The 11,674-nt window shown below is 62.0% G+C and carries 7 protein-coding genes, 2 tRNA genes and 1 pseudogene; 6 read left to right on the top strand and 4 right to left on the bottom strand.

Going from position 1 to position 11,674, the window contains the following annotated elements; translation table 11 throughout:
• Nucleotides 1-44: 44 nt before the first annotated feature.
• From J3P92_RS22640 to J3P92_RS22625, 4 genes and pseudogenes are all read left to right on the top strand, one after another.
• Nucleotides 45-1,232, top strand: coding sequence for an ATP phosphoribosyltransferase regulatory subunit (locus tag J3P92_RS22640; RefSeq protein WP_434649119.1), 1,188 nt, complete (start codon nt 45-47; stop codon nt 1,230-1,232).
• A 55-nt stretch (nt 1,233-1,287) separates the two neighbouring features.
• On the top strand, nt 1,288-2,580 hold the full coding sequence (locus J3P92_RS22635; RefSeq protein WP_003186407.1) for an adenylosuccinate synthase: 1,293 nt from the start codon (nt 1,288-1,290) through the stop codon (nt 2,578-2,580).
• A 486-nt stretch (nt 2,581-3,066) separates the two neighbouring features.
• Nucleotides 3,067-3,759, top strand: a pseudogene (locus J3P92_RS22630) (methyl-accepting chemotaxis protein); the annotation flags it as partial.
• A 21-nt stretch (nt 3,760-3,780) separates the two neighbouring features.
• Nucleotides 3,781-4,665 carry a methyl-accepting chemotaxis protein gene (locus tag J3P92_RS22625; RefSeq protein ID WP_434564156.1) on the top strand — a complete coding sequence of 295 codons (885 nt, stop codon included), beginning with the start codon at nt 3,781-3,783 and terminating at the stop codon, nt 4,663-4,665.
• Between the two features lie 115 nt (nt 4,666-4,780).
• Here the strand turns inward: J3P92_RS22625 and J3P92_RS22620 are convergent, their stop codons facing one another.
• The 4 genes from J3P92_RS22620 to J3P92_RS22605 all read right to left on the bottom strand — a co-directional run bounded on the left by J3P92_RS22620 (nt 4,781) and on the right by J3P92_RS22605 (nt 7,869).
• Nucleotides 4,781-6,346: an ABC transporter permease gene (locus J3P92_RS22620; RefSeq protein WP_434608079.1), complete on the bottom strand. Its 1,566-nt coding sequence runs from the start codon at nt 6,344-6,346 to the stop codon at nt 4,781-4,783.
• The gene (locus J3P92_RS22615; protein ID WP_420766194.1) at nt 6,346-7,356 is read right to left on the bottom strand and encodes an extracellular solute-binding protein; all 1,011 of its coding nucleotides are present in this window, start codon (nt 7,354-7,356) and stop codon (nt 6,346-6,348) included. The genes J3P92_RS22620 and J3P92_RS22615 overlap by 1 nt, the downstream gene beginning before the upstream one ends.
• Before the next feature lie 164 nt (nt 7,357-7,520).
• Nucleotides 7,521-7,607, bottom strand: a tRNA-Leu gene (locus tag J3P92_RS22610).
• Between the two features lie 175 nt (nt 7,608-7,782).
• Nucleotides 7,783-7,869, bottom strand: a tRNA-Leu gene (locus tag J3P92_RS22605).
• 226 nt (nt 7,870-8,095) lie between these two features.
• Here J3P92_RS22605 and rnr point away from each other — a divergent pair.
• On the top strand, nt 8,096-10,714 hold the full coding sequence (rnr, locus tag J3P92_RS22600; RefSeq protein WP_434560964.1) for a ribonuclease R: 2,619 nt from the start codon (nt 8,096-8,098) through the stop codon (nt 10,712-10,714).
• Nucleotides 10,711-11,472 (top strand): 23S rRNA (guanosine(2251)-2'-O)-methyltransferase RlmB, encoded by a 762-nt coding sequence (rlmB, locus tag J3P92_RS22595; RefSeq protein ID WP_434560962.1) that lies wholly within the window; start codon nt 10,711-10,713, stop codon nt 11,470-11,472. Before rnr ends, rlmB begins: the two co-directional genes overlap by 4 nt.
• The last annotated feature ends 202 nt before the right edge of the window (nt 11,473-11,674 follow it).

The following is an 11,674-nucleotide window of genomic DNA, read 5'->3' as shown; positions in this document are numbered from 1 at the left end:
GCCAGCCCGAAAGCTGGCCGCCCGGATCATAGGGGAATGGCGTAATGGCAACGGTAGACCGCTGGCTGCTGCCAGATGGCATCGAAGAAGTACTGCCACCGGAAGCCGCGCGTATCGAAGTAGCGCGTCGGCAGGTGTTGGATCTGTTCCAGAGCTGGGGTTACGAATTCGTCGTTACCCCGCATATCGAGTACCTGGAATCCTTGCTGACCGGCGCGGGCCAGGACCTGGATTTGCGCACCTTCAAGGTTATCGACCCGCAATCGGGCCGGCAGATGGGCTTTCGGGCCGACATCACGCCACAAGTGGCACGCATCGATGCCCACACCTTGCGCCGCGAAGGCCCGAGCCGTCTGTGCTACGCCGGCAGTGTCCTGCATGCCCAGCCGCGTGCCTTGTCGTCTTCGCGCAGCCCGATCCAGTTGGGCGCCGAACTTTATGGCGACGCCAGCCCAGTCAGTGACGTGGAAGTCATCAGCCTGATGTTGGCCATGCTGCAACTGGCCGACGTGCCGGATGTCCACATGGACCTGGGCCATGTCGGCATCTACCGTGGCCTGGCCCGTGCGGCCGGTTTGTCCGGTGAAGTGGAGCAGCGGTTGTTCGACGCCTTGCAGCGCAAGGCCATCGATGAAGTCATCAGCCTGACCGAAGGGCTACCGAGCGACCTGTCCGGCATGTTGCGGGCATTGGTGGATCTTTGCGGCGGCCGTGAAGTGCTGGGCGCGGCCCGCGAACGCTTGGCCGGCGCGCCGGCACCGGTGTTGGCGGCGCTGGACGACCTGTTGGCGATTGCCGAGCGTCTGTCGGTGCGTTTCCCTGAGTTGCCGCTGTATTTCGACCTGGGTGAGCTGCGCGGCTATCACTATCACACTGGCGTGGTGTTCGCAGTGTTTGTACCGGGCGTTGGTCAGTCCATCGCCCAGGGCGGTCGCTACGACGACATCGGCGCCGACTTCGGTCGCGCCCGTCCGGCGACCGGCTTCTCTACCGATTTGAAAACCCTGGTGACCCTGGGGCGTGTTGAAATCGAGTTACCGTCCGGCGGTATCTGGATGCCTGACAGTACGGATGCGGCACTCTGGCAGATGGTCTGTCAGTTGCGCAGTGAGGGTCAGCGTGTCGTCCAGGCCTTGCCTGGGCAACCTTTGGCCGCCGCCCGTGAAGCGGACTGCGACCGGCAATTGATTCAGCAGAACGGGCTTTGGCAAGTATTGCCGCTGGCTTCTTGAGTTTTCCTGCCGGCCTGGAGCCGGCACCAAGTTTGCGCGAATGAGGACAAGTGTTATGGGTAAGAATGTCGTAGTCCTGGGCACCCAGTGGGGTGATGAGGGCAAAGGCAAGATCGTTGATCTGCTGACCGAACATGCTGCCGCCGTAGTGCGCTACCAAGGTGGCCACAACGCCGGTCACACCCTGGTGATCGACGGTGAAAAAACCGTTCTGCACCTGATTCCATCGGGCGTGCTGCGCGAAGGCGTGCAGTGCTTGATCGGCAACGGTGTGGTGGTGGCGCCCGACGCCCTGCTGCGGGAAATCATCAAGCTGGAAGAGAAAGGCGTACCGGTGCGCGAGCGCCTGCGCATCAGCCCGTCCTGCCCGCTGATCCTGTCCTATCACGTTGCGCTGGACCAGGCCCGTGAAAAGGCCCGTGGCGAGCTGAAGATCGGCACCACCGGCCGCGGCATCGGCCCGGCCTATGAAGACAAGGTGGCCCGTCGTGGCCTGCGGATCGGTGACCTCTTCCACCGTGAGCGTTTCGCCGCCAAGCTGGGCGAGTTGCTGGATTACCACAACTTCGTGCTGGTCAATTACTACAAAGAGCCGGCCATCGACTTCCAGAAGACCCTGGACGAGTGCATGGAATACGCCGAGTTGCTCAAGCCGATGATGCTCGACGTCACCGCCGAGCTGCACGAGCTGCGCCGCGCCGGTAAGGACATCATGTTCGAAGGTGCCCAGGGCTCGCTGCTGGACATCGACCACGGCACCTATCCGTACGTCACCAGCTCCAACACCACCGCTGGCGGCATCGCCACCGGTTCGGGTTTTGGCCCGATGTACCTGGACTACATCCTGGGCATCACCAAGGCCTACACCACCCGCGTCGGTTCGGGGCCGTTCCCGACTGAGCTGTTCGACGACGTCGGTGCGTTCCTGGCCAAGCGTGGCCACGAGTTCGGTGCAACCACCGGTCGTGCCCGTCGTTGCGGCTGGTTCGACGCCGTCATCCTGCGTCGCGCCATCGACGTCAACAGCATCTCGGGCCTTTGCCTGACCAAGCTGGACGTGTTGGACGGCCTGGAAACCATCAACATCTGCGTGGGTTACAAGAACCAGGACGGCGCTGTCATCGACGCACCGACCGACGCCGACAGCTACATCGGCCTGGAGCCGGTTTACGAGCAGATGCCAGGCTGGACCGAGTCCACCGTGGGTGCCAAGACCCTGGAAGAGCTGCCAGTGGCCGCGCGCAACTACATCAAGCGCGTCGAAGAGTTGGTCGGCGCGCCGATCGACATTATTTCGACGGGGCCGGACCGCAACGAAACCATCGTTCTGCGTCATCCATTTGCCTGATAAGTCGTTGATGTAACAAGCAAAGGGCTCCGTATGGAGCCCTTTGTCGTTTCTGCCTGTCGGGCGGCATGACACTTGCTACGCATCTCCATTAAGGCACCCCTTCCAGGCGTGCCATCAAATTAATGGCGTTTGGTAGAGGGATTTCACGTGTCGGCCGTTCTCTCACTGTTACAAAGCCGTTTGCTGCGGCCTGTTTTCGTTACCCTCGGTATCGCCCTTTTGGTGCAGGTGCTGGTGGCCGTTGCGCTGACCCGAAGCACGGTCACCGCGCTTGAGTCCGACCTGGGCGCGCGCCTGGGCGTTGACAGCCAGAAACTGGCGGGTGAGTTGGAGCAGGCTGGGCGAGAAGTCACCTCCAGCCTGGACAGCTTGTCCACCAGTATCCGCCAGCGATTGACCGCGGGGTTGTCTTCCCGTCTGAAGGAAGAGCAGGCTCAACTGCGTGCGACCCTGGAAAAAGACCTGAGGGATTCCGCCAATGATATGGCGCAGCTTCTGGCCTCGGTCGCGCCCCGGGCAATGTGGGACAGCGACGTGCCCACCCTGTCCGAATTCGCCCGTCGGGCCCAGCGCAATCCCAATGTACTGTTCGTCATCTATGACGACGCCGCAGGGGAACACCTGACTCGCTACCTGAACCGGGAAAATCCGATCAACAAGGCCCTGCTGGAAAAGGGCAAGGGCGATCGGGCGTTGGATAAAGTATTGGATGCGGCGAAGAACGATCCATCGGTTTATTACCTCGAAGCGTCGATCAACCCCAATGGCGTCGAGATCGGCAAGGTGCTGATGGGCGTTTCCACCGCCTCGGTGGAAACCGACCTCAAGGCGCTCGACCAGCGCTTCTCCGCGCTGATTGCCAGCAGCGATCAATTGGTGGGCGACAGCCTCAAGGGCGCGGCTGCCGACAGTGCCGCAGCCATGCGTGGCCGCCTGGGCTCGGCGCAGGCCACCGCCACCGATATGCAGACCAATACCGCCGTCACGGTTCAAGAAGCCGCAGAGACCTTGCGTTGGCGCATCGGCCTGGGCCTGGCGTTGGTAGGGTTGGGCGTGTTGGTGTTGTTGGCCGTGGTGCTGGGGCGTCGGGTGGTCAATCGCTTGAAGTTGTTGATCGCCGCGATGAACGATCTGGCGGCGGGCGAGGGTGACCTGACCAAGCGCGTGCAAATCAACAGCAAAGACGAAATCGGCGACATGGCTTCGGCGGTCAACCGCTTTGTGGATAAATTGCAACCCATCGTGCGCGAGGCGGGCGATGTGGCCCAGCGTACCGGTCAGGAGATCGGCGCGATGACGCTGCGCAACTCGGGCGCCGACGCGGCGGCCGGCATGCAGCGCGATGAAGTGGCCGAGAGCCTGCGTGCGCTGTCGCAGATGGCCGATGAGGCTCAATCGGAAAGCCAGGCGATGCAGGCGGCCTTGCAACAGGTAGCGGAGATCCGTCAGGCCACCGATGAAACCACCCGCACGTCAGCCAAGGTCGGCGGCTTGATCGAAGCGTTGGCCGGGCAGGTCGACACGGGGGCGAAAGTCATCGAACGGCTGGCCCAGCAGAGCGAGCAGATCGAAGTCGTGTTGACGGTGATCCATGGTATTGCCGAGCAAACCAACCTGTTGGCCCTGAACGCGGCCATCGAGGCGGCGCGCGCCGGGGAGACCGGACGCGGCTTCGCGGTGGTGGCGGATGAAGTGCGGGCGCTGGCAAGCAAGACCCAGAGCTCGACGGGCGATATCCAGGCGCACATCGTGGCCTTGCAACAAGGCGCGCGCGAAGCCGTGGCGGCCATCGGCCAAGCGGGACGGCAGGCCAATGAAGGTCTGTCAGTGTTGCGTGACAGCGCGCGGCTGCAGCAGTCGGTGCAGGCGTCGGTCGAGCAGGTTCACGCGGCCATCGGCTTGGCGACTCAAGCAGCCGCGCATCAAGCCCAGGGCGCGCAAGCGGTACGCGGCCGGGTTGAGACCATTCACGCCCAGGCCGAGAAGGCTGCCCAGGCGGTGGTCGAGACCACGGCCAGCGGCAAGGTGCTGGATAAACTGGCGGCGCAGTTGAAGGCCAGCCTGGGTCAGTTCAGGGCTTGATTCGAGGTTGTGGCGGGCCCTTCGCGAGCGGGCTCGCTCCCACAGGTTTATTGCCGTTTACAAAACGGGTGTCCACACCAACTTTGTGGGAGCGAGCCTGCTTGCGAAAGCGGACTCAGCGACTCAGATACATCCGCGTCGTCAGCAAATAGACTGGCAACCCCGACACCAGAATCAACAGCGCCGCATAGGGCGCCGCCGCTGCGAATTCCACATTCGACGTATGTGCCCAGACCGCCGTCGCCAACGTGTTGAGTCCGGTCGGGCTCAGCAACAGCGTCGCGGTCAATTCCTTCATCGCATCCAGGAACACCAGGGCGAACGCCGCGCCCAGGGCCGGGAAGATGATCGGCAGGGTCACCCGACAAAACGCACCGAGCGACGAAGCCCCCAACGTCCGCGCCGCTTCTTCCAGTTGTGGGGCGGCCTTGTTCAGCGCCGTACGCACCGGTGCTTGGGCCAGCGGCAGGAAAAGCAGCGCATAGGCAATCAGCAGCAGGCCGGAAGTCTGGTACAGCGCGGGCACGTAGTGCAGGGCGAAATACACCAGGCTCAGGGCGATGACCAGGCCCGGCAGCGCGTGCAGCAAGTAGGGCAGGCGCTCGGCCCAGATCGCCAGCCGCCCCTTGTGACGCACCACCAGCAGGCCCACCGGTACCGCCAATACGAGGCAGAGGGCGGCGCCGCCCAGCGAAAGCGCCAGGGACGACAGCAGCGCTTCGCCGATCTCGCCCGCCGGGAATGCCGCGGAAGTGCCCACGGCCAGCCAATACGCCAGCATTCCCAGCGGGATACCGCTGCCGATGATCGCCAACGCCAGGCAATACAGTTGACCGCAAAGCATCCACCGGCCCAGGCGTACTTGTTCGGCCTGGCGTGCCGCGCCTTGCCCGGTGCGCACATGGCGCCCCTTGCCGCGCACCCGCAGTTCCAGCCACAACAGGACCAGGCACAGCGTCAGCAATACCGCCGACAACATGGCGGCATTGGCGTTACTGAATTCCAGCTCGAATTGTTGATAGATGGCTGTGGTGAAGGTCTGCAGCCCGATGATTGACAGTGCGCCGAACTCCACCAGCATGTGCAGGGCAATCAGCAACGAACCGGCCAGCAGCGAAGGCCAGAGCAGCGGGAGCGTGACGCGAAAGAACACGCCCCAGCGATTTTGCCCCAGGGTGCGGGCAGACTCTTCGAGGGACGGGTCGAGGTTGCGCAGCGTTGCGGCCACGGGGAGGAAAATCAGTGGGTATTTGGACAGGGTCATCACCAGGATTGCCCCGCCCAATCCCTCGAATTGCGCACTGAGGGATACCCAGGTGAAGCTGCTGACAAACGCCGGCACGGCGAACGGCAGGCACAAGACAACGCCCCAGATACGACGCCCCGGCAGGTTGCTGCGTTCCAGCAGCCAGGCCAGGGACAGGCCGACGATGCCGCAGGCCAGCGTGACGCCGGCCATCAACGCCAAGGTGTTGCGCAGCAAGCCGAATACATAGGGCCGCCACAACAGATGCAGTGCCTCGGTCCAGCCGGCCTGCCAGGTCTTGGTGACGACGTAGAGCAGTGGCAGCAGGCTCAGCAAAACGAGCAGCAGCACGGGCAGCAGCAACCCGATCGAGGGGCGCTTGCGCCGGGGCACGTAGACCCCGGCTGGAGGAGAGGCGCTCAGCGACGACATCATCAGTTCAAGCCGACTTCACGTTCCAGCTCCAATGCTTCTTCGGCGTTACCCAGGTCGGCGGGCGTCACTTTTGGCGGCTCCAGTTCATTGAACGGCTTGAGGCCGCGATCCGACGTCATGCCCTTGTGCAAAGGATATTCGGCGGACGTCTGGGTAATCACCCGCTGCCCCTCCTCGCTGGCCATATAGGCAAGCAACTGTTGGGCCTCCTTGGGGTGTTTGCTGGATTTCAGTGCCGCGGCGCTGGAGACGGTGACCAGGCCACCGGCATCACCGCCAGTGAAGTAATGCAGCTTGGAATCCAGCTGTCCCTTCTCCCGCTGCAGGGCGAACCAGTAGTAATTGTTCACCAGGACCGTCGCCACTTCACCGTTCTCCACGGCTTTGAGGGCGACCATGTTGTTGCTGTAGACCTTGCCGAACGCACGTAGCCCGGTGAGCCATTCTTCGGCGGCTTCCTTGCCGTGCAATTTGATGATCGCAACGGCTTGTTCCTGGAATGCGCCGCTGGTCGGTACGAAGCCGACCTTGCCTTGCCATTGTGGCTGGGCGAAATCGAGGACGGTTTTCGGGAGGTCCTTTTCATCGATCAGTTTGGGGTTATAGGCAACCACGCGAACGCGAGCGGTCACGCCCATCCAGGAGCCGTTGCTGGCGACATAATCCTTGGGAAGCACGTTGAGGGTCGCATCGTCGATCTTCGCCAGCAGACCTTGTTCACCAAGTTTGTTCAGCGGCGGCGATTCTTCGGTATAGATCACATCGGCCGGGGAGCGGTCGCCTTCCTCGACGACTTGGCTGGCGAGCTGGTTGCTGCTGCCCTTGCGAACGTTGACGTGGATACCAGTCTTGGCTTCGAAGGCCTTGGCCAGTTCATCGCCGACTTCTTTGTGTTGGCCGTTATAGAGTGTCAGTTCAATTTTGTCGGCGGCTTGGGTGAGGGGTGTTGCGAGGGTCAGGCCGAGCAGGGTGCAGGTCAGGGCGCGGCGCAGGGTGGTTCGAAACATCATTCGCGGGGTTCCTCACTGTCGTGTAGCAAAAACTTGTAACAATGATAAACGATATTGTTTCTCATGTGCGTTGTGGCGAGGGAGTTTTCGGGTGCCGGAAACGCAAAAACCCGCTTTCGCGGGTTTCTGTGAGGTTCAAGGCGTATAACCTTGAAGCTTGAATTTGGTGCCCAGAAGAAGACTCGAACTTCCACGACCTTGCGGTCACCAGCACCTGAAGCTGGCGTGTCTACCAATTTCACCATCTGGGCAGCATCTGCAGCGTTGCCGCTGTTGATGTGGCGCACTATACGGAGCGCGTTTTGATCTGTAAACCCCTGTTTTTATTTTGATAATTGCCAAACACATTCCAGGGGCCTGAAACGCAAAAACCCGCTTTCGCGGGTTTTTGTGAGGCTGGCAGGCCGTTGACCTGCTGCTCGAAATTGGTGCCCAGAAGAAGACTCGAACTTCCACGACCTTGCGGTCACCAGCACCTGAAGCTGGCGTGTCTACCAATTTCACCATCTGGGCAATATCGGCAACGTGAGTGCGTCGTCGATGGCGCGCACTATACGGAGCGTGTTTTTAACTGTAAACCCCCAGGAACAAAAAAAACGCTAAATTTCACGAGCGGTGCAATCAGGGGCTTCAAAGGCCGGTCGAAAGACTTTAGAAAAGGCATCTGCTGCTTGAAATTTCCCGTTTCATTACGCCTATGCCAAACTAACCCGCATATAGACAAGGTGAAAACTCTCTAATGGCCGATTGGCAGTCCCTCGATCCCGAGGCCGCTCGTGAAGCGGAAAAATATGAAAACCCTATTCCTAGCCGCGAACTGATCCTGGCGCATCTCGCCGATCGGGGTTCGCCTGCTAGCCGTGAGCAGCTGGTCGAAGAGTTCGGCCTGACCACCGAGGACCAGCTCGAAGCCCTGCGCCGCCGTCTGCGTGCCATGGAGCGCGATGCTCAACTGATCTACACCCGGCGTGGCACTTATGCTCCGGTCGACAAGCTCGACCTGATCCTGGGCCGTATCGCCGGTCACCGCGACGGTTTCGGTTTCCTGATCCCCGACGATGGCAGCGACGATCTGTTCATGAGCCCGGCGCAGATGCGCCTGGTGTTCGATGGCGACCGTGCGCTGGCCCGGGTGTCCGGCCTGGACCGGCGCGGGCGCCGTGAAGGCGTGATCGTCGAAGTGGTGTCCCGTGCGCACGAAACCATCGTGGGGCGTTATTTCGAGGAAGGTGGCATCGGCTTCGTCGTCGCCGACAACCCGAAGATCCAGCAGGAAGTGCTGGTCACCCCAGGTCGCAACGCCAACGCGCAGATCGGGCAGTTCGTCGAGGTGAAGATCACTCACTGGCCAACCCCGCGCTTTCAGCCTCAGGGCGATGTGGTGGAAGTGGTCGGCAACTACATGGCGCCGGGCATGGAAATCGACGTTGCCCTGCGCACCTACGACATTCCTCACGTCTGGCCTGAAGCGGTCCTGAAAGAGGCCGCCAAGCTCAAGCCGGAAGTTGAAGAGAAGGACAAGGAAAAGCGCATCGACCTGCGTCACCTGCCGTTCGTCACCATCGACGGTGAAGACGCCCGGGACTTCGACGATGCGGTCTACTGCGAAGCCCGGCCCGGCAAGTTGCGCCTGTTCTCCGGCGGCTGGAAGTTGTATGTGGCCATTGCCGACGTTTCCAGCTACGTGAAGCTCGGCTCGGCGCTGGACGCTGAAGCCCAGGTGCGCGGCAACTCGGTGTATTTCCCCGAGCGCGTCGTGCCGATGTTGCCAGAGCAACTGTCCAACGGCTTGTGCTCGCTCAACCCCCATGTCGATCGCCTGGCCATGGTTTGCGAGATGACCATCTCCAAAGCCGGCGAGATGACTGACTACTGCTTTTATGAAGCCGTGATCCATTCCCACGCGCGCCTGACCTACAACAAGGTCAGCGCGATGCTGGAAACGCCGAAGCTGGCCGAGTCGCGCAAGCTTCGTGGTGAATACACGGATGTGCTGCCGCACCTCAAGCAGCTCTATTCGCTGTACAAGGTATTGCTGGCGGCGCGTCACGTACGGGGCGCGATCGATTTCGAAACCCAGGAAACCCGGATTATCTTCGGTACCGAGCGCAAGATCGCCGAAATCCGGCCGACCGTGCGCAACGATGCCCACAAGCTGATCGAGGAATGCATGCTGGCGGCCAACGTCGCTACCGCCGAGTTCCTGAAGAAGCATGAAATCCCTGCCTTGTACCGGGTCCACGACGGCCCGCCGCCGGAGCGCCTGGAAAAATTGCGGGCCTTCCTCGGTGAGCTTGGCTTGTCCCTGCACAAAGGCAAGGAAGGTCCGACGCCGAAGGATTACCAAGCCCTGCTGGCGAGTATCAAGGATCGTCCGGACTTCCACCTGATCCAGACTGTGATGCTGCGTTCTTTGAGCCAAGCGGTGTACAGCGCCGATAACCAGGGCCACTTCGGCCTCAACTACGAGGCGTACACCCACTTCACGTCGCCGATCCGTCGCTATCCCGATCTGCTCACGCACCGGGCCATCCGCAGCGTGATCCATTCGAAGATGAACACCCCGCACGTCAAGCGTGCCGGTGCGATGACCATTCCGAAGGCGCGTATCTACCCGTACGACGAAGCGGCTCTGGAGCAACTCGGCGAGCAGTGCTCGATGAGTGAGCGGCGCGCCGACGAAGCGACTCGCGACGTGGTGAACTGGCTCAAGTGCGAGTACATGAAGGATCGCGTTGGCGAGTCGTTCCCGGGCGTGATCACCGCCGTGACCGGGTTTGGCCTGTTCGTCGAGTTGACCGATATCTACGTCGAAGGCCTGGTGCATGTCACCGCGCTGCCGGGTGACTACTACCACTTCGACCCTGTGCATCACCGCCTGGCCGGCGAACGCACCGGTCGCAGCTTCCGTCTTGGCGATACCGTCGAAGTACGGGTGATGCGCGTCGACCTGGATGAACGCAAGATCGACTTCGAGATGGCGGAAAAAACCATCAGCGCACCGATCGGCCGCAAGAAGCGTGGCGCCGAAACCACAGCGCCTGCCGCCAAGACCGCCGCCGAGCCCGCACCGTCCAAATCCGGACGTCGCGGTCCGGCCAAGGAAAAGGCCGGCGAAGCCTATCGTCCGAGCGATGCGGCGGCGAAAAACGCCGAATTGCGTAAGAGTCGCGAAATGAAACAGGCCTTGCTGGCCGAAGCCAAGAGCGGCGGTAAAGCGGCGTCCGGGGGCAAGGCCGGCCGGTCGGCTCCGGAGAAGGCGAGCAGCAAGCCGAGCAAACACCGTAAAGGCCCGCCGAAAGCAGGCTCGGCCCCTGCCAAGAGTGGCGGGGCGCGTAAACCCAAGGCCAAATCATGAGTCAGTTGGAAAAAATCTACGGCGTGCATGCCGTGGAGGCGTTGTTGCGTCACCACCCCAAGCGGGTCAAGCAGATCTGGTTGGCGGAAGGTCGTAGCGACCCGCGTGTCCAGACCTTGGTCGAGCTGGCCGGCGAAAACCGCGTTGCGGTCGGTCAGGCCGAGCGGCGCGAGATGGACGCCTGGGTCGAAGGCGTGCATCAAGGCGTCGTGGCCGAGGTCAGCCCGAGTCAGGTCTGGGGCGAGGCGATGCTCGACGAGCTGCTCGATCGCACCGAAGGCGCGCCGTTGTTGCTGGTACTGGATGGCGTGACCGACCCGCACAACCTCGGCGCCTGCCTGCGTTCGGCGGACGCCGCCGGTGCGTTGGCGGTGATCGTGCCCAAGGACAAGTCCGCGACATTGACGCCGGTCGTGCGCAAGGTCGCTTGTGGCGCTGCGGAAGTTATCCCTTTGGTGGCAGTGACCAACCTGGCGCGCACCCTGGAAAAGCTCCAGCAGCGCGGCTTGTGGGTTGTCGGCACGGCGGGCGAGGCCGAGGTCAGTATTTATGACCAGGACTTGACCGGCCCTACCATCCTGATCATGGGCGCCGAAGGAAAGGGCATGCGCCGTCTGACCCGCGAGCATTGCGATTACCTGGTCAAGCTGCCGATGGCCGGCAGCGTCAGCAGCCTCAATGTCTCGGTCGCCACCGGTGTGTGCCTGTTCGAGGCCCAGCGCCAGCGTGGCGCCAAGTCGGCCGCCAAAAAGCCCTGATCCAGACGCGGTCAAAATGTGGGAGCGAGCTTGCTCGCGATGACGGTGTATCAGTGACGGAAATGTCGACTGACACGGCGCTATCGCGAGCAAGCTCGCTCCCACAGTGTTTTGTGTAGGGCCAGGAACGGCGCTGTTCAAATAATCACCAATTGCCTTGCGCCGCCCTCGGCCCTTCTCTACAATTGCGCCCCTTGCTGTG

Origin of the sequence: Pseudomonas sp. D3-27, assembly GCF_051132165.1 — a bacterium.
Lineage (GTDB): Bacteria > Pseudomonadota > Gammaproteobacteria > Pseudomonadales > Pseudomonadaceae > Aquipseudomonas.
This window is presented reverse-complemented; position numbering and strand designations above follow the sequence as displayed.

Bases quoted from the DNA above. Each gene is read 5' to 3' on its own strand.
- rnr (WP_434560964.1), top strand. From the start codon at position 8,096: ATGGCCGATTGGCAGTCCCTCGATCCCGAGGCCGCTCGTGAAGCGGAA.
- J3P92_RS22625 (WP_434564156.1), top strand. From the start codon at position 3,781: ATGGCTTCGGCGGTCAACCGCTTTGTGGATAAATTGCAACCCATCGTG.
- J3P92_RS22640 (WP_434649119.1), top strand. From the start codon at position 45: ATGGCAACGGTAGACCGCTGGCTGCTGCCAGATGGCATCGAAGAAGTA.
- J3P92_RS22635 (WP_003186407.1), top strand. From the start codon at position 1,288: ATGGGTAAGAATGTCGTAGTCCTGGGCACCCAGTGGGGTGATGAGGGC.
- J3P92_RS22620 (WP_434608079.1), bottom strand. From the start codon at position 6,346: ATGATGTCGTCGCTGAGCGCCTCTCCTCCAGCCGGGGTCTACGTGCCC.
- J3P92_RS22615 (WP_420766194.1), bottom strand. From the start codon at position 7,356: ATGATGTTTCGAACCACCCTGCGCCGCGCCCTGACCTGCACCCTGCTC.
- rlmB (WP_434560962.1), top strand. From the start codon at position 10,711: ATGAGTCAGTTGGAAAAAATCTACGGCGTGCATGCCGTGGAGGCGTTG.